Genomic DNA, 15,800 nt, shown 5'->3' on the forward strand with positions numbered 1-15,800 from the left:
CCGAGGAAAAAGATATGAAAAAGACACTTGTGACCCTGACAGCCGGCAGCCTGCTTGCCGCGAGCATTGCAGCTTCGCATGAGGGTGCCACCGGCATCGTGCGCGAACGCATGGATGGCATGGTGGCGATGCGCGATGCGGTGCGCGATCTGACGCCCATGATGCAGGGTCAGGTCGAATATGACCGCGACGCCGTCATCGATACGGCGGCAATAATCGAACGCCATGCGGGCGAGACCATGACAGCGCTGTTTCCCGAAGGCAGCGACGACGACGCCTCCTATGCACGGGCCGAAATCTGGCAGGACTGGGCGACCTTCGAGGCGATGGCAATGCGGCTGGAACTTGTTGCCGGCGCGCTGGCCGAGGCCGCCGATAATCCGCCGGGATCAGCCATGCCCGGACAGATGGACAATTCCACCATGATGGGCGGCAACGCCTCGATGATGGGCGGTGGCTCTTCTACTATGATGGGTGGCGGATCCGCCATGATGGGCGGCAGTGTCGCCCCTGACCCCGCAATGCTGGCGCAGATGCCAGTGGATCGGGTTTTCGCGGTTGCCGCTCAGGCCTGTTCGGCCTGTCACACCCAATTCCGCACCGAGCGAGATTGACGGATGCGGAAGTGGAAACTTGCAGGCCTTCTTTCCGGCGCGGCTGTGGTTACATCCGGTGCCGCCATCCTCTGGCCTATCGGAACTCCGCCCGATCCAATCGAGCTTGCCGGTGATGTCGGTCGCGGGGCCTATCTGGCCCGTGCCAGCGGCTGCATCGCCTGTCACACCAATGTCGCGGCGGGCGGCGCACCGCTTGCGGGCGGCGTGGAACTGGAGACGCCGTTCGGCACCTTCTATTCCCCGAACCTCACCACCGATCCAGTGCAGGGCATCGGAGACTGGACTATCGATGACTTCGCCATGGCTGTTCGACAGGGCATCAGCCCGGAGGGAGAGCCCTATTACCCAACCTTCACCTATCCGTTCTACGCAAATTTCACGGATCAGGATATTGCGGATCTCTGGGCGGCGTTTCAGACAGTTCCGGCGGTCGCCGAGGCGGTACCTGCCCACGATGTCGGGTTTCCCTTCAACATGAGGTGGAGCCTGAAACTTTGGCGAGCTGCCTTCCTCACCGACCCGGAGACGGAGCCAATGGAAGGGCGAAGCGATGTCTGGAACCGGGGCCGGGAACTGGCCCGTGGTGCGGCCCATTGCGGCGCTTGTCATACTGGTCGTAACATCGCCGGTGCGCGGATTGCTTCATCGTTCTTTGCGGGCAATGATGCGTTGCCCGGCGGCGATCATGCGCCGTCGATCCGACTGGAGCACTTGATCGACCAGGGGTGGACGGTGGAGTCACTTATCTATGCGCTCGAGACCGGAATCACGCCGACCGGGGACGTCTTCGGCGGCGGTATGGGGGAGGTCGTGCAGTACGGCACCAGTTTCATGACACCGGAAGACCGGTTGGCGATTGCCACCTATCTCATGGATCCTGAGGATGATGCCTGGGGCCGGGAATGAAGGACTGACTTTCCCGGGCAGCGGATAACTGCCCGGGAAAATCGCGTATTGAAGGATAGAGACAATCATGCAAACCAGACGACACTTCATGGCAAGCTCTGCCGCGGCCACCGCCCTGCTTGGCTTCCTGCCGCGTCAGGCAATGGCGACGGTCTCGTTCGAAACCCTTGAAGCGATGTCCGCGTCGGTCCAGCTGGCCCCCGACGGCTATCCGGCCACCGATATCTGGGGCTATGGCGGCACCGCCCCCGGCCCGATCCTGCGCGTGGCCCAAGGCGGGCGGTTGCAACGGCGCTTCGTCAATAGCTTGCCGCAGGCCAGTAGCATTCACTGGCACGGCATCCGCATCGACAACGCGATGGACGGTGTGCCCGGCCTGACACAGGCGGCGGTCGAGCCCGGAGACGGTTTCGACTACGACTTCACATTACCAGATGCCGGAACCTATTGGTATCATTCTCATAACCGATCAACCGAGCAGGTGGCACGCGGATTGCACGGGGCACTGATCGTGGAGGAGGGCACGCCCCCCGATGTCGATCGGGAAGAGGTGTTCGTGCTCGATGATTGGCTAATCGACCCCGAAACCGGGCAGATTCCAGATGATTTCGAGAGTCCACACGCCCGAAGCCATGCCGGACGCATGGGCAATCTGATCCTGACGAGCGGCATTTTCGACAAGACAATGACAGTGCAGCGCAATGAGCGCCTGCGGCTGCGTCTGATCAACGCTGCCAATGCCCGGATCTTCGTCCTCGGTTTGATCGGGCTCGAGGGCTGGACCATGGCGCTGGACGGGATGCCGTTGCCCGCGCCCGAGCCGCTGGATGAGGTGTTGGTGCTCGGCCCCGGTCAACGCGCCGATCTTATCGTGGATGTGACCGCCGAGGAAGGCGGTACAGCCTATTTGGCCCGTGCAAATGAGGCACGCGGCGCACCGCAAGTTACCTTCCAGGTGCGCGGCCAAGCCAGCCTCGCCCGGCGCGGAGTACCGGACGCTCTGCCGCCGAATCCAGGCCATGTGATCGACCTTTCAGGAGACAGCGTGAACTTGACCCTGAACATGGAGGGTGGTGCCATGGGTGGGCTCCGCGAGGCCATGTTCAACGGCGAGCAGGTTGGATTCCGCGAACTGGCCCAAGCCAATCAGTTCTGGGCCTTCAACGGAATGGTCGGAATGCCTGACAGCCCAATGGCCACGCTGGACAGGGGGCAGATCGTGAGGCTGACCATCTCGAACGACACCGCCTTTCCACACGCCATGCACCTGCACGGGATGCATTTCCGCGAGGTTCTGACAGACAACACCCTTGGTCCGATGCGCGACACGCTGCTGATGGACAGCTCGGAACGCCGCGAGATCGCCTTTGCCGCCGACAATCCGGGCGACTGGCTGTTGCATTGCCATATGCTGTCCCACGCGGCGTCGGGCATGATGACCTGGGTTCGGGTGACATGATGAAACGCATGCAGGCTGCCCTCTCCGTCATCGCAATCGCCAGCGTGGTTGCGCCCTCGACGCCCGCCACGGCACAGACGGCCTCCGAAGTATTACCAACTATGCCAGAAACTGTGGGCCTGTCCCAAGGTGCCGCCCTCTACGCCCAGAACTGCGCTACCTGTCATGGGGCCGAACTGGGGGGGCAGCCGGACTGGCGCACACCCGGCGCGGATGGCATCTTGCCCGCGCCGCCCCATGATGACACCGGGCATACCTGGCACCATTCCGATGCGGTGCTTTACAACTACACGGCCCTTGGCGGCGATGAAGTGATGGCCCGTATGGGGGTCACGTTCGACAGCGGCATGCCGGGTTTTGCCGACAGCCTGACACCACAGGAGATCTGGAATATTCTCGCCTACATTCGATCCACCTGGCCCGACAGGATCCAAGAGATCCAGGCCGTTCGCACAGAGGCGGAGATTTCCGCCCGGGGAGACCGTTGAAATGACCTTGATCAAACGAATTTTCGTCGCTGCATTGCTGCTCGTCCTGCCGCTTGCCGCCACGGCCCAGGAAGCCATGACCGAGGACCGCGTGCGCGAACTGGTGCGCGAGACCATCCTTGCGAACCCCGAGATTCTTGTGGAAGCCATCGCAATCCTCGAAGAGCGTGCAGCGCAGGACCGGGTGACCGCAAGCGCCGACATTATCGCCGCGCAGCGTCAGCTACTGGAACGCGATTCAAATGCGCCGGTGCTGGCCAATCAGGATGGCGATGTGACCATCGTGGAGTTTTTCGACTACAATTGCCCCTATTGCCGCCGTGCCGTTCCGGCCGTCGAAGGCCTGATCGAAGCCGATCCCGGTATCCGCCTGGTTTATCGTGAGTGGCCGATCCTCGGTGAAGGCTCGGTCTTTGCCGCCCGTGCCGCGCTCGCTGCACGTCAACAAGGGTTTTACGAGGAGTTCCACTGGGCCCTGATGGGTATGAATGGCCGGGCCGAGGAACGCTCGGTCCTGAGGATCGCGGAGGAGGTCGGTCTGGATATCGACCAGCTGCGCGCTGACATGGAAGCCCCCGAAGTCGCGGAGCATATCGAAACCTCGATTAGGCTCGCCGATCTTCTGGGAATTACGGGAACGCCAACATTCATTCTGGGTGACAATCTGGTTCCGGGTGCAGTGGAGCAGGAGGTTCTTCAGCGACTGGTTGACGAGGTGCGTGAGGAGCAAGCGCAATAGGCGTTGGTCGCGACGACAAGACCAGAATGGCCATGTGAAAGGAAGAGAAGCGAAACGGGGGTTGTTTTTGCAGTTGGCGTTGATGTCGCAACAATTGATGGAAAGGAAAGCATTATGACTTCAGATATGGCCCGCCGGGCCTTCATCGCTGGCATCGGCACAACCGCGGTCCTCGGCGCATCCGGCAGCTTGGCGCATCCCGTCATTTTGCCTGAACGCTTCCTGCCGCAACTCGTCAATACCTATCGGGCCGATTGGCTGGCTGGCGATATTCACGTCACGCCGGACGATTTTTACCTCTATTTCATGTTGGATCGCGGATTGGCCATCCGCTACGGTGTAGGCGTCGGACGCGCAAACCTTTACGAGCCGGGCACTTTTACGGTTGCACGCAAGGCGGAATGGCCGTGGTGGCGGCCGACGGATGCCATGATCCGGCGCAATCCCGAACGCTATGCCCAGTTTGCAGGCGGCGTCCCTGGTGGGCCCAACAACCCGCTCGGTGCGCGGGCGCTTTATCTCTACGATGCTGATGGACGCGACACTTACCTGCGGATCCATGGTACCAATGCGCCTGACACCATAGGCAGCGCCGTATCGAACGGCTGTGCCCGCCTAACCAATGAGCATGTCATAGACCTCTATCCCCGTGTAGACATCGGCGCGCAGGTCCACCTCCATCCCAAGGTGAATACCGCCTGATCCGGCGACCTTCTTAATGCGCGGTCGTTGGCCAACGGCGAAGACGTGATCCAGACCGTCAAGACGTAGCAGTACTGCTCATCGAAGGAGGTCCGTGGCGATCGGTTTGAATCCCAAACGCGGCTTCCGCCCGTCCGGCGCTCGAAATCGGAACCAGATGCCAACGCAATAGTTGAGAACCCATGGAAATCGAACAAGGGACGGGATTCATGGTTGATGGTGTAATGATGACTGGCGGCATGATGCTCGGCGTGGGAGTCGTCTGGCTATTGATCATAGTGGCTCTGGTTCTCGCGATCGCGGCGCTGGTGAAATGCCTGCGCACATAGCCTGAAGCCGGAGCAGCACCATGTCGGATGACAACAAACCTGTCGTCATTGTCACAGGGTCGAGCGGGTATCTCGGGTCCGCCGTAGTGCGACGGTTGCACGGAACCTACCGCGTCGTCGGACTTGACCGGTATGCGCCGCCGCATCCGCCGCACCAGGCAGAATGCGTCTGTTTCGATATCACCGATCAGGCAAGCGTCGATACCGCGCTTGATCGCGTTCGGCTGGCCTATGGCGACAGGATCGCCGCCTGCATTCACCTCGCGGGCTATTTCGATCTCAGCGGCGAGGATAATCCGGCCTATGATGCCGTCACGGTCGAGGGCTCACGACGGCTGCTGAAGGGGCTTCAGGCGTTCGAGCTGGAACAATTCGTCTTCGCCTCCACCATGCTGGCCCATGCGCCGACCGAGCCGGGGGAACCGATAGACGAGGATCATCCTCTCGAACCCAAGTTTCCCTACCGCGCATCGAAGGTGCGCACGGAAAAGGTGCTGCGCGAGGAACGGGGCGAGGAGAAACTTGTGCTGATGCGCCCCGCCGGTATCTATGACGTCACCGGAAAATCGGCGTTCCTGGCCCACCAGATCGCCCGCATTCATGAACGACGCTTCAACGGCAAGGTCTATCCGGGCGATCTGTCGCGCGGCCAGGCGTTTCTGCCTCTGGATGATTTCCTCGACGCGGTGGCCCGCATCGTTGACCGGCGCGCCAAACTGCCGGACGTCTTTCCCGTGCTTCTGGGTGAAACCGACCCGATCCCGTTCGGAGACTTGCAGCGGCTGATTGGGCGCGAGCTGCATGGCGAGGACTGGATCACCTGGAACGTGCCGCCGCAACTGGCCAAGCTCGGTGCCTGGACGGAAAATGAGGTCTTCGGCAAGGATGCCTTCATCCAGGCCTGGATGGTCGATATCTCCAGCGACCACTATGAGCTCGCCCTGTCGGCGGCGAAAAAGCACCTGAACTGGACGCCCGAACACAGCCTGCGCGACGACATGCCGGGCATCCTTCAGAGCCTGAAGGACGATCCCTACGGATGGTATGAGGCGAACGGATTGAACGCGGCGCGGGTCTCGGCGGCCAAGGTCGAGACCGCCGCGGCGGAAGAGGCTGCCGAGGAGGCGCCGACCGAGGCAGAAGCGGACACCGCCAGGCGCGAGCATGATCAACACATGCGGCAGATGCATTTCTCTATGCTCTGGGTGCATTGGCTGGTCATGGCGCTCGGCCTGTGGCTGGCCACCGCACCATCGGTTTTCGGCACTTTCGACCAGACCGAATTCAGCGCGGCGGTCCTTCGCGTGACGGAGGTTCGCGGGCTCTGGACCGCAGCGACCCGCAGCTGGCTGACCGCGTGGAACGATGTCTTCACCGGGCTTGCCATCATGGTCTTTGCCGCCCTGTCGCTGCGCCCCGGCAATGGTTGGGCGCAATGGGCAAATGCCGCGCTTGGCGTCTGGCTGATGGCCGCGCCTCTGGTGTTCTGGACGCCGGATGCGGCCGTCTATGCCAATGACACGCTGATCGGCGCGCTGGTGGTCGCCCTGACGATCCTGATCCCGATGATGCCGGGCATGTCACGCGAGGGGATGATGGACGATAGCGACATCCCGCCCGGCTGGACATATTGCCCCTCCACCTATGTCCAGCGCCTGCCGATCATCATGCGCTCGGTGTCGTGGGCTTCATCCTGTCGCGCATCCTGTCGGCCTATCAGCTCGGCCATGTCGATGCCGTGTGGGAGTCGCTCTTTTCCTCACCCTCGGCGCTGAACGGCACCGAATACATCATCACCTCGGAGGTCTCGAAAGCCTGGCCCATTGCCGATGGCGGCCTGGGTGCCATGAGCTACATGTTCGAGATATTGATGGGCGTGATGGGCAGCCGCCTGCGCTGGCGCACGATGCCCTGGATGGTGGCGCTGTTCGGGATCGTGGTCGGGCCGCTCGGCGTGGTCAGCATCTACTTCGTTATCATCCAGCCGATCACCATCGGCACCTATTGCACGATCTGCCTGCTGGCGGCGCTGGCCATGCTGATCATGATCCCGTTCTCGCTCGATGAGATTGTCGCGATGGTGCAGTTCATGGTCTGGAACACGCGCCGGGGCAGACCGTTCTGGCGCGCGTTCTTCCGCGGCGATGCGCTGCCCGGTGGCACGACGGGGGGCGAGATGAGCTTCGACGCGTGACCGATACAGGTCTTCCGGCAGAGCATACGCGGCGTCACCGTTCCATGGACGCTCGGGCTGAGCGCCGGGATCGGTGCCTTCCTGATGCTGTCGCGCGCGATCTTCGGCAACGAAGCGGCAATGGCCAACAGCGATCACCTGCTCGGTGCCCTGGTCCTGACCACAGCGGTCATCGCCTGGGCAGAGGTCGCGCGGCCCCTGCGGTTCCTCAACATCCTCTTCGGCCTCTGGCTCATCGTCGCGCCCTGGGTCCTGGACGGCGGCACGGTCGCGGGCAGCCTTGTCTGCATCCTCGCCGGGATCGCTCTCATCGCGCTCAGCCTGCCGCGCGGCAAGCGCAGCAAGGAACATTATAGAAGTTGGGACAGGTTCATTGTTTGATCCGATGCGCAGGAGCGGTCATCGCCCTGACGACGACGCGCCCAGGCTCTCGAGAATGGTCCTGGTCTCCGGCAGGCGCTTCAGCGAATGGTCCATGTGCTCGCGCCAGCGCGGTCCGACCTCCCGCGCGGTGGTATAGGCCCGGGCCAGATCGTCGGGGCGGTCCTCGGCCATCGCCTCGATCAGGAAACCCGCCTGCTCCCGGTCCTTCGCGGATTTGAAGCTGCCTGCCCCGTCACGCCGCCGATCGGCGATGATCAGCTTGTGAATCGCATAGCGCTCGGGGCGCGGGATCTGGACGAGAATCCCGGCGCGGTAGAGGGCTGCCGCATAGATCGGCTCGGCAATCAGGAAGTTGAGGTAGTTGAGCGCCTGCGCGCCGACGCCAAGCGCGGGCAGGTTGCGGATCGTCTCCTCGCCGAAGGCCGGTGTCAGGAACTCGACCAACTGGCCACTGCCGCCCTGCGCCCATCGCCAGGTCCGGCCCTTGTCGAGTCCGGGGACCGGATCGAATTTCAGCGCCGAGAAGGTCTCGGCCAGACCCGGATCGACCTGATCCTGCAAGGCAAGGCTGAGCTTCTCGAACTGTGCGATGTCGATATCGCCGGTATTGGCCATGCCGCCCAGGGGCAGGCGGATGCCAAGCTCGCCCTCGTAGAGCCGGAACGCATTCGTCCCCACAATGGTGCCGCCCAGGCGGAAGGTGCCGGCCGTGGCCATCGCAGAGAGGATGGAGCCGGTCGCCCGGTCGGTGGGCGTCATGCCTTCCGCGCGCAAGAGCCGGACCAGCCGCGACCGCTCGGCCTGCCGGTCCTTGGCGGTCGCGCGCAGCTCCTCGATGCGCTCGATGCGCGCGCGGGTCTCCTCGCTGTCTTCGCCGATATAGATGAATCGCATCTCGGTGCCGACACGCCGCGCCGCGTACCAGTAGCCCTTGTCCCCCCGCTCTTTCAGTGTCGGTTTACCCTCCACACCGGACAAGGCGTCATCCTTCAGAAGCCGCACCAGATCAGTATAGGCGCTCATGGCGATGCTGCTGAGAGGGGTCATGCCTATCATTTCCATCTTTTGCTTGGCACCTATATACCTATCAAAAAATAAAATTGCTAGGCAAGCTGGAATTCACGTAATACGGGGGCATGAGACCCGCGCCACAAGAACACTCGGAAACCGGGCAACAGGAACCGAACTGCGCTGATTACAGAGGTCTAATCCCTGATCCGCCACATTCGGAATCGTCCGTTCCCTGTCACCTCGCGGATCAGACACTGTTGCTCCATCCAGGCCAGGTTCCTCTGAACGGCCGCGCGACTGACGCCGGTCAAGGTTTCCGCCATTGGGGTCGACAGCAAAGGCCACTCCGTCAACACCGAACGGAGAGCGGCCGGAGTGCGACCAGAGAGCTGGGACATTGCGCCTTCTGCCCGGACGCCCCATGCCTCGATGTTATCCAGATGACGCATCGCCGTCAGAATTGCGCTGTTCATCCCATCCAACCAGCGGGCCAAGCGTTCGGGTGGCAAGCCCGAGGCACGCAGCCCCCCTGCCCCACCCATAGCGAGCGGTGCAAAGATGGCACCGCTTCCATCGCTGGCCGCGATCCTGGCAGCTGTGACGGCGGCTTCGATCTGGTCGCCGTGTTGTCCGAGGCCCGCCATGTTCCAGAGATGATAGCCCATGCAAGCCCGCGTGATAGGATGGAGATCGGTCGCCTCTGCCATTACGTCCAGCCATCCGCCCGCGCGATCCTCGAAACGCTCGGCACTCTCCTCAATGTTCTCGGGATCGCGGCGATCCAGGAAGGCGGCTAAGTCGACCTCTGGGCCTGGACCGCCGGTCAAGCGCCGAACAGCCCATCCAATCCGGGCCAGGGCATTTGGGTCATCCTGTGCACCTGACAATCGCATGGACATCCAGAGTGCCAGACGATCAGAGCTCACCCGCTCACCCGCAAACCAGCTAAGGTCTGCCGCCTCTATCAAAGACAGTCTGTGCCGCCAGCCCTGCGGGCCGCGTAGCAACCGGTCATCCAGCGCACCCAAGCGTCCGGCCACCTTTGCTAGCCGCGCAGCGTGATCCCCCTCTGCCTTTGCCCAACCGTGGATGACAGACGTTTCGGGCGGTTCCGCACGTGGCCCGGGAGGCAGGTCATCCGGTTCTTCCTCGAGCGGCCCAGGCAGAAACCAGAGGTCTTCTTCGTGAGCCTCCTCATCCCCCTCGATAGTGATGAGGGGGTCATCGAAATCATCATCAAAATGAGATGCTTTCTGCTTCATGTGTGCAAAATACAAATATTATGCACATTACCCAAGCGCTTTTTTGGCCATGACCCATGCTCTTTATTTAGGAGGCGCGCGCGACTTCAGCCGGAACCTCTCACATCGCGCTCAGCGCAAGGAAACCAAGGGAATTCACACGAACAGGGCCACAGAGATCGCCCTTGCATCTGTTTACAAACGGTCGTTTATTAGCGATGTATGAAACTGCAAAAAGACTGTTTTGATGCCCCTGATCGGTTATGCCCGCGTATCGACCGAAGATCAGACCCCCCTGCCCCAGTCGCAGGCCCTGAAATCCGCGGGTTGCGCCGAGATCCATGAAGAACAGGCCTCGGGCGGCAATCGTGCGCGACCGGTGCTTGCGCGGGTGTTGGAACGCATCGGCAAAGGCGACACGCTGGTCGTCGTGCGGATCGACCGCCTCGCGCGATCCCTCTCGCATCTCCTGGAGGTGATCGAGCGGCTGGAGGCGAAGGGAGCCTTCTTCCGCTCGCTGACCGATCCGATCGATACGTCCTCGCCTCAGGGCAAGTTCACCCTGCAGGTCCTCGGCGCCGCGGCCGAGTTCGAGCGCGCCCTGATCCGCGAACGCACCAAGGCCGGCCTGGCCAGCGCACGGACCAAAGGCCGGGTTGGCGGCAATCCGGGCCTGCGCGCGCGGGATCCGGCGGCGCTGCGCAAGGTGAGGCTAGCCCGGCAGGACGGCTACATGGAACGGCTGAACGAGACAGCGCAGGACTGGGTTCCCCATGTCCGCCGCCTGCGCCCCGACTTGGCTTGGGAAGACGTAGTCCGAGTCGTCAACGGCCCCCTGCCCCGCGAGCGCCAGTGGACGCAAAGCCGTCTTCTGCGCGCGGTCAACGCCTATGTCCGCGACGGCTTTCTGCCCGAGACTGTGCTCGCCCGGGCTGGCCGCCGCGAGACCGACGACCGCCTGCCCGCCATCGTCGCCGCCATCAAGGGCGCGGACCCCGACATCACGCTTCAGGCGATTTGCACCCGGCTGGAGGCGATGCGCGAGCGCACGCCCCGTGGGCGGACAAGCTGGCAACCCTCCTCGGTGAAGATGCTGCTGGAACGGGCTGAGAGACTGGGGCTGCTTGAGTAGTCGAGCTACCTTGCAAATCCTCCACGACATGGAAGGATTACAAGGTTGTGGTCAGTTCCACGCTCAGTAGCTGTCCGGTCATGTAAAGGGGTTGACGATGCAAAGCTGGCCTTCGACTAGCAGGCCATCTTGCATGTCCTCGCTCCACAGCGTGGTACACCCCGCAACCAAAGCGCTGGCCACGATCATCGCGTCGTAGATCGAGAAGCCGTAGCGTTCAGCCAAAGCGCGGCCGACGTCATGGGTCTGAAGGGTCAGGTCTTCGACGGGACACAAGGCGCGCATGCCTTCGAGAAAGGTCGCTGCTTCCTCCCAACTGAGGCCAGCTTTGCGGCGGCAGTTCACCAGTGACTCGTTTAGAACCTGAACGCTGATCCGGGGCCCCTGCCCCAGGATGACCTCGGCGCGATCGGCCTTCGGGCCGTCGTCGAGCAGGTAAAGAACGACATTCGTGTCCGCGAACTCAGCGCTCATGCGCGTCGTCGCGGCTCAGACGTTCTGCTGCGGACAACTTGCCCCGGAAGCGGCGCAGGCCGGTCAGCACCTCATCCGCACGAGCAAGGCGACGGACTCTGACCCGACCGTCGTCCTTGACCAGGTCGATCTGATCACCCTCCTTGAGACCAAGCTCTCGGACGAGCTCCGCGGGCAAACGGACGGCCAGCGAGTTACCCCATTTTGCGACCTGCATCTTGAACTCCCATGTGGATATACGTCTTGTAATGTATATCCGAAAGGTTCCTAAGACAAGCCTGCCCCCGAACCCGAGCTACTCTTGTGTATGACGCACCGAATGACACCAAATCTAGAAAGAGCTTGCACGAATCTGATAGCTCGGGCAATAGTCTCGATAAATAACGAGCGATCACATAAAAAACGCGCCCACGAATCGAGGCAGAGATGAGCGAAGCTGAGCAGGACCTGGACATTGCCATCGGGCACTACGCAGAGCTTCTTGCGTCCAATCTTCATGCGCAACGTGCTGCCCACTTCCCTCCCGACGCCAAAAAAGTCATGCGCAGCCTGACCAGCGGCGAGGCGGCCGAGTTGCTTGGCGTCGATCATACCTACCTTCGCAAGCTTCATCGAGAAGGAAAGATCGCTGACGTCGAAACCACTGCGGGCAGCCACCGGCGATATACCCTCGATGATATCTGGGAGATTCGTCACGCCCTTGAGGCAAACGCGAAGAAGCCTGGAACCTACGTTCCGGGGCGTCGGGCCGGTGACGAGCTTCAGATTGTCTCTGTTGTGAATTTCAAAGGCGGCAGCGGGAAAACGACAACATCCGCTCACCTTGCACAGCGCTTGGCTCTCAAGGGATATCGTGTCCTTGCGATCGATCTGGATCCCCAGGCATCCCTTTCCGCGCTTCATGGCATCCAGCCTGAGCTGGACCTGATGGAGGGTGGCACGCTGTACGATGCGGTTCGCTACGATGAACCGGTCCCGATCTCGGACGTGATCCGCAAGACCTACATCCGTGGTCTTGACCTGATTCCCGGGAACCTCGAGCTCATGGAATTCGAACATGAGACGCCGGCAGCCATCCAGCGCGGCGGTGCCCGGGCGTTCTTTGCCCGTGTGCGTGACGCGCTGGACAGTGTCGAAGCGGACTATGACGTTGTCGTCATCGACTGTCCGCCGCAGCTTGGCTTCTTGACCATGTCCGCCCTTTCAGCATCTTCTGGGGTGCTTGTTACCGTTCACCCGCAAATGCTCGATCTGATGTCCATGTCGCAGTTTCTGCGAATGACCGCTGATCTGCTTGGCGTCATCCGGGATGCTGGCGCAAACCTTCGCTTCGACTGGCTGCGCTTTCTGCCGACCCGCTATAAGGTGGGTGATGCCCCGCAAACCGAGGTCATTGCCTTCATCCGGGGTCTGTTCGGCAGGTCAGTGCTGACCAACCACATGGTTGAGTCGACTGCGATCTCTGATGCAGGGCTGACGAAGCAGACGCTCTACGAGGCCGACAAGAAGGACTTCACGCGTCAGACTTTCGATCGTGCAATCGAATCCATGAACGCCGTCAACGACGAGATCGCGGCGATCATCCAGAACACGTGGGGACGCAATGGCAAGAAAGCCTAAACTGGGACTGCCACTGCAGACCCTGCGCAACGCGCCCGACGCTCTTGAGGGGCGCAGGCTGCGTGGCGGCGTTTTCGAAATCGAGCCTGACCAAATCGAAACCACAGGTCGGCTCGATGACCGGCTGCAGATCGAGACTGAAGGCCTCAAGGCGTCAATTTCCAAGAACGGACAGCGAGTACCAATCCTCGTCCGGCCGCTTGAGGGTGATCGCTACAGCCTGATCTATGGCCGTCGTCGACTGGAAGCTTGTAGAGAACTTGGGATCAAGGTCCGCGCCATTGTCACAGAGATGGAGGGCGATCAGGCACTTCGTGATCAGCTGTTGGAGAACCAGGAGCGGCGGGATCTAAGCTTCATCGAACGAGCGCTTGTTGCCGCAGCCTTGCTCGACGGTGACCATCTGAGCGCATCCGAACGCACCAACAAGGGTGTCGCCGAGGTTCTCAATCTGACCGAGGCAGGAGTGTCGCAGCTGTTAAGCGTGGTCCGCACCGTTGGGGAGGACCTGGTCCTCGCCATCGGTGCCGCTCCGGGCATTGGTCGGCCCAGGTGGGAAGAGCTCAAGAAGTTGCTGGGGGCTACGGATGCCGATCGCGAACTGCTTGCAGCTTTGGCGGGTGAGGCCAAGACATCCTACCAAGGCGGTATTGACGAGAAATCCGATCATGCATTTTTGGCCGTCCTCTCTGCTGCAGGGAAGCCCGAACAGACCACATCCTCGTCTCGCCCTCGCGGGCGGCCCAGCACGGTGATTCCGGGGGTCGGTGCCGCCACTGTCACGACCGGACGTCGTGGAAAGCAACTCAAGCTCGAGTTGAAGGCCGAGGAGAGCGATTTTGTCAGCTGGCTCGAGGGCAACGCCCCGCAGCTGATCGCCGAGCTTCACGAGCGCTGGAAGCGTTCGGAAGACTGAGGAAGAGCAACAACCAAAAAGGAGGCACGAGACAGGCAGAAAAGAAAAAGGCCCCGAGAAGCAAGCTTCACGAGACCTTTCTTAGGTTTCGCACGGGACCAGCCCGCTACAAAACTTCAGTTTTCGCACCTCTGAATGTAGCGATCTGGCCCCTTTCCCGCAAGCGCAAAGCGATTCGCGGGCCAGGGAAATTTTGCCTTCGTGAATGACATCATGGATTACACACCGATTTCGCCGTTTATGCGGCCGATATCGTACGCCCATCTGCGCGTCGTCGAGCGTCCTGAGGCGTCTGTTCCCGGCAAGCCCGTCAACAAGTGGGAGCTCCTCCGCGAGCTGTCCAAGGCACAGGCCGCCTTTCGGGTTTCCGAGCGCGATCTGACCGTTCTTCAGGGGCTTCTCAGCTTCTTTCCGGATGATGCGCTTGGCGGGAACACCGAAATGGTCGTCTTCCCATCCAACAAGGCGATCTGCGAGCGGCTGAACGGGATGCCTTGCTCGACGATGCGTCGTCACCTCGCCCGGTTGGTAGAGGCAGGCTTGCTCATGCGGCGCGATAGCCCAAATGGGAAGCGGTATGTGCGCAAGCGTGGTGAAGATCGCGTGGCCTTCGGCTTTGACCTCTCCCCGCTCTATTGCCGGGCAGAGGAGATTGCACGGGCCGCAGAGGCCGTGCGTGAGGCCGAGGACCGTGTGCGGCGACTGAGGGAGGTGGTGAGCCTCATGCGTCGCGACCTGGCCGCTCTGGCGGAGTTCGGCGAGGACATCCAGCCCGGGCTTGGCCTATGGGACCAGCTCCGCTACACGGCCGCTCTCACGGCCCGCGCTCTTCGCCGCAAGCTTTCGCTTGAGGATCTGTCGGCATTCCGGACTGAACTGGAGACCCTTCTTGATCATGCACGCAACGTCATTGATGGTCCTGAAACGGAAGAAATGAACACCAATGATGCCCATTTTGAGCGTCACCATCATAATTCAAATGAAGAATCTATAGATCTTGAACCTGCCTTAGAAAAAGGCGGGGCGGCGGGCGGCGCGCCTGATGATGATACGGGTGAGCCCGTGGCTAACGGTGAAGAGCATGACACGAGGCGGGTGCCGAAAATTCCACTCCACCTGGTAATCGCCGGCTGTCCCTCGCTCAAGACTTTCTATCAGGGCGACATTCGACACTGGCACCAACTTTTCGACGCGGCTTGTCATGTACGGCCGGCCATGGGGATCAGTGTTTCCGCTTGGGAAGAAGCGCAACGCTGCATGGGACCAGAACAAGCCTCGATCGTCGTCGTGGCCATGCTGGAACGTTTTTCCGAAATCAGGTCTCCGGGTGGATACTTGCGGGCGCTGACGTCCAAGGCCGCGGCGGGCGAATTCTCTTGCGGTCCGATGGTCATGGCTTTGATCGGTCGGCGAAGTGCGGCTTAACAGCTGTTAAGTTTCAACGTCATCGGAGTTCAGTTGGCCTGACTTAACAGCTGTTAAGTTGCCTCTTGGCAACCATACGATCGTCGAGAGGGAAAGGAGTGTTGGTTTGAGGGTGACGGGAAGTGAGATCGGGAGAGTGGCTTCCGACGCCCGTCGTGGAGAA

Annotated in this window: 18 protein-coding genes; 14 read left to right on the forward strand and 4 right to left on the reverse strand. The window is 61.5% G+C overall.

All coding sequences use genetic code 11. The features are described from left to right. The first annotated feature begins 14 nt into the window (after positions 1 to 14). The 10 genes from EP237_RS13315 (at position 15) to EP237_RS23520 (ending at position 7,815) form a co-directional block, all read left to right on the forward strand. A complete protein-coding gene (locus EP237_RS13315) occupies positions 15 to 614 on the forward strand; it encodes a c-type cytochrome (protein WP_127561391.1) in 600 nt (199 codons plus the stop codon). Between the two features lie 3 nt (positions 615 to 617). Then, positions 618 to 1,523 carry a c-type cytochrome gene (locus EP237_RS13320; RefSeq protein ID WP_127561392.1) on the forward strand — a complete coding sequence of 302 codons (906 nt, stop codon included), beginning with the start codon at positions 618 to 620 and terminating at the stop codon, positions 1,521 to 1,523. A gap of 67 nt (positions 1,524 to 1,590) precedes the next feature. Next, complete coding sequence (locus EP237_RS13325) at positions 1,591 to 2,982, forward strand: multicopper oxidase family protein (RefSeq protein ID WP_476703633.1); 1,392 nt, start codon at positions 1,591 to 1,593, stop codon at positions 2,980 to 2,982. Beyond that, positions 2,979 to 3,470 (forward strand): c-type cytochrome, encoded by a 492-nt coding sequence (locus EP237_RS13330; RefSeq protein WP_127561394.1) that lies wholly within the window; start codon positions 2,979 to 2,981, stop codon positions 3,468 to 3,470. The genes EP237_RS13325 and EP237_RS13330 overlap by 4 nt, the downstream gene beginning before the upstream one ends. Before the next feature lies 1 nt (position 3,471). Beyond that, on the forward strand, positions 3,472 to 4,209 hold the full coding sequence (locus EP237_RS13335; protein ID WP_127561395.1) for a DsbA family protein: 738 nt from the start codon (positions 3,472 to 3,474) through the stop codon (positions 4,207 to 4,209). A 114-nt stretch (positions 4,210 to 4,323) separates the two neighbouring features. Then, positions 4,324 to 4,911 (forward strand): L,D-transpeptidase, encoded by a 588-nt coding sequence (locus tag EP237_RS13340; protein ID WP_127561396.1) that lies wholly within the window; start codon positions 4,324 to 4,326, stop codon positions 4,909 to 4,911. A gap of 182 nt (positions 4,912 to 5,093) precedes the next feature. Then, entirely contained in the window at positions 5,094 to 5,240 is a 147-nt protein-coding gene (locus tag EP237_RS23140; RefSeq protein ID WP_164744707.1) for a hypothetical protein, read from the forward strand. 20 nt (positions 5,241 to 5,260) lie between these two features. Continuing rightward, positions 5,261 to 7,015, forward strand: coding sequence for an NAD-dependent epimerase/dehydratase family protein (locus tag EP237_RS13345; protein WP_240661632.1), 1,755 nt, complete (start codon positions 5,261 to 5,263; stop codon positions 7,013 to 7,015). After that, complete coding sequence (locus tag EP237_RS23515) at positions 6,922 to 7,434, forward strand: vitamin K epoxide reductase family protein (protein ID WP_240661633.1); 513 nt, start codon at positions 6,922 to 6,924, stop codon at positions 7,432 to 7,434. Before EP237_RS13345 ends, EP237_RS23515 begins: the two co-directional genes overlap by 94 nt. An 84-nt stretch (positions 7,435 to 7,518) precedes the next feature. After that, positions 7,519 to 7,815, forward strand: a complete 297-nt coding sequence (locus tag EP237_RS23520; RefSeq protein ID WP_240661634.1) for an SPW repeat domain-containing protein — start codon at positions 7,519 to 7,521, stop codon at positions 7,813 to 7,815. 18 nt (positions 7,816 to 7,833) lie between these two features. Here EP237_RS23520 and EP237_RS13350 read toward each other — a convergent pair whose 3' ends face one another. Continuing rightward, positions 7,834 to 8,865, reverse strand: coding sequence for a nucleotidyltransferase family protein (locus tag EP237_RS13350; protein ID WP_240661635.1), 1,032 nt, complete (start codon positions 8,863 to 8,865; stop codon positions 7,834 to 7,836). A 158-nt stretch (positions 8,866 to 9,023) separates the two neighbouring features. Next, positions 9,024 to 10,091, reverse strand: coding sequence for a hypothetical protein (locus EP237_RS13355; RefSeq protein ID WP_127561398.1), 1,068 nt, complete (start codon positions 10,089 to 10,091; stop codon positions 9,024 to 9,026). Positions 10,092 to 10,317: 226 nt separating this feature from the next. Here EP237_RS13355 and EP237_RS13360 point away from each other — a divergent pair, with 226 nt between their 5' ends. Next, positions 10,318 to 11,202, forward strand: coding sequence for a recombinase family protein (locus tag EP237_RS13360; protein ID WP_127561399.1), 885 nt, complete (start codon positions 10,318 to 10,320; stop codon positions 11,200 to 11,202). 78 nt (positions 11,203 to 11,280) lie between these two features. On the opposite strand, the gene EP237_RS13365 is transcribed toward EP237_RS13360, so the two are convergent. Both EP237_RS13365 and EP237_RS13370 read right to left on the reverse strand, forming a co-directional pair. Further along, entirely contained in the window at positions 11,281 to 11,676 is a 396-nt protein-coding gene (locus EP237_RS13365) for a PIN domain-containing protein (protein WP_127561400.1), read from the reverse strand. Continuing rightward, positions 11,666 to 11,893: an AbrB/MazE/SpoVT family DNA-binding domain-containing protein gene (locus EP237_RS13370; protein WP_009503866.1), complete on the reverse strand. Its 228-nt coding sequence runs from the start codon at positions 11,891 to 11,893 to the stop codon at positions 11,666 to 11,668. The genes EP237_RS13365 and EP237_RS13370 overlap by 11 nt, the downstream gene beginning before the upstream one ends. A gap of 209 nt (positions 11,894 to 12,102) precedes the next feature. Here EP237_RS13370 and repA point away from each other — a divergent pair, with 209 nt between their 5' ends. The 3 genes from repA to repC all read left to right on the forward strand — a co-directional run bounded on the left by repA (position 12,103) and on the right by repC (position 15,637). After that, complete coding sequence (repA, locus tag EP237_RS13375; protein ID WP_009503867.1) at positions 12,103 to 13,296, forward strand: plasmid partitioning protein RepA; 1,194 nt, start codon at positions 12,103 to 12,105, stop codon at positions 13,294 to 13,296. Then, a complete protein-coding gene (repB, locus tag EP237_RS13380) occupies positions 13,280 to 14,212 on the forward strand; it encodes a plasmid partitioning protein RepB (RefSeq protein WP_127561401.1) in 933 nt (310 codons plus the stop codon). The genes repA and repB overlap by 17 nt, the downstream gene beginning before the upstream one ends. 213 nt (positions 14,213 to 14,425) lie before the next feature. After that, positions 14,426 to 15,637, forward strand: coding sequence for a plasmid replication protein RepC (gene repC, locus EP237_RS13385; protein ID WP_127561480.1), 1,212 nt, complete (start codon positions 14,426 to 14,428; stop codon positions 15,635 to 15,637). The last annotated feature ends 163 nt before the right edge of the window (positions 15,638 to 15,800 follow it).

Source organism: Nioella ostreopsis, from assembly GCF_004000255.1.
Lineage (GTDB): Bacteria > Pseudomonadota > Alphaproteobacteria > Rhodobacterales > Rhodobacteraceae > Nioella > Nioella ostreopsis.

What these genes read in the sequence shown, in the direction of transcription:
- EP237_RS13315 (WP_127561391.1), top strand. Translation starts at nt 15, where the DNA reads ATGAAAAAGACACTTGTGACCCTGACAGCCGGCAGCCTGCTTGCCGCG.
- EP237_RS13320 (WP_127561392.1), top strand. Translation starts at nt 618, where the DNA reads ATGCGGAAGTGGAAACTTGCAGGCCTTCTTTCCGGCGCGGCTGTGGTT.
- EP237_RS13325 (WP_476703633.1), top strand. Translation starts at nt 1,591, where the DNA reads ATGCAAACCAGACGACACTTCATGGCAAGCTCTGCCGCGGCCACCGCC.
- EP237_RS13330 (WP_127561394.1), top strand. Translation starts at nt 2,979, where the DNA reads ATGATGAAACGCATGCAGGCTGCCCTCTCCGTCATCGCAATCGCCAGC.
- EP237_RS13335 (WP_127561395.1), top strand. Translation starts at nt 3,472, where the DNA reads ATGACCTTGATCAAACGAATTTTCGTCGCTGCATTGCTGCTCGTCCTG.
- EP237_RS13340 (WP_127561396.1), top strand. Translation starts at nt 4,324, where the DNA reads ATGACTTCAGATATGGCCCGCCGGGCCTTCATCGCTGGCATCGGCACA.
- EP237_RS23140 (WP_164744707.1), top strand. Translation starts at nt 5,094, where the DNA reads ATGGAAATCGAACAAGGGACGGGATTCATGGTTGATGGTGTAATGATG.
- EP237_RS13345 (WP_240661632.1), top strand. Translation starts at nt 5,261, where the DNA reads ATGTCGGATGACAACAAACCTGTCGTCATTGTCACAGGGTCGAGCGGG.
- EP237_RS23520 (WP_240661634.1), top strand. Translation starts at nt 7,519, where the DNA reads ATGCTGTCGCGCGCGATCTTCGGCAACGAAGCGGCAATGGCCAACAGC.
- EP237_RS13350 (WP_240661635.1), bottom strand. Translation starts at nt 8,865, where the DNA reads ATGACCCCTCTCAGCAGCATCGCCATGAGCGCCTATACTGATCTGGTG.
- EP237_RS13355 (WP_127561398.1), bottom strand. Translation starts at nt 10,091, where the DNA reads ATGAAGCAGAAAGCATCTCATTTTGATGATGATTTCGATGACCCCCTC.
- EP237_RS13360 (WP_127561399.1), top strand. Translation starts at nt 10,318, where the DNA reads ATGCCCCTGATCGGTTATGCCCGCGTATCGACCGAAGATCAGACCCCC.
- EP237_RS13365 (WP_127561400.1), bottom strand. Translation starts at nt 11,676, where the DNA reads ATGAGCGCTGAGTTCGCGGACACGAATGTCGTTCTTTACCTGCTCGAC.
- EP237_RS13370 (WP_009503866.1), bottom strand. Translation starts at nt 11,893, where the DNA reads ATGCAGGTCGCAAAATGGGGTAACTCGCTGGCCGTCCGTTTGCCCGCG.
- repA (WP_009503867.1), top strand. Translation starts at nt 12,103, where the DNA reads ATGAGCGAAGCTGAGCAGGACCTGGACATTGCCATCGGGCACTACGCA.
- repB (WP_127561401.1), top strand. Translation starts at nt 13,280, where the DNA reads ATGGCAAGAAAGCCTAAACTGGGACTGCCACTGCAGACCCTGCGCAAC.
- repC (WP_127561480.1), top strand. Translation starts at nt 14,426, where the DNA reads ATGGATTACACACCGATTTCGCCGTTTATGCGGCCGATATCGTACGCC.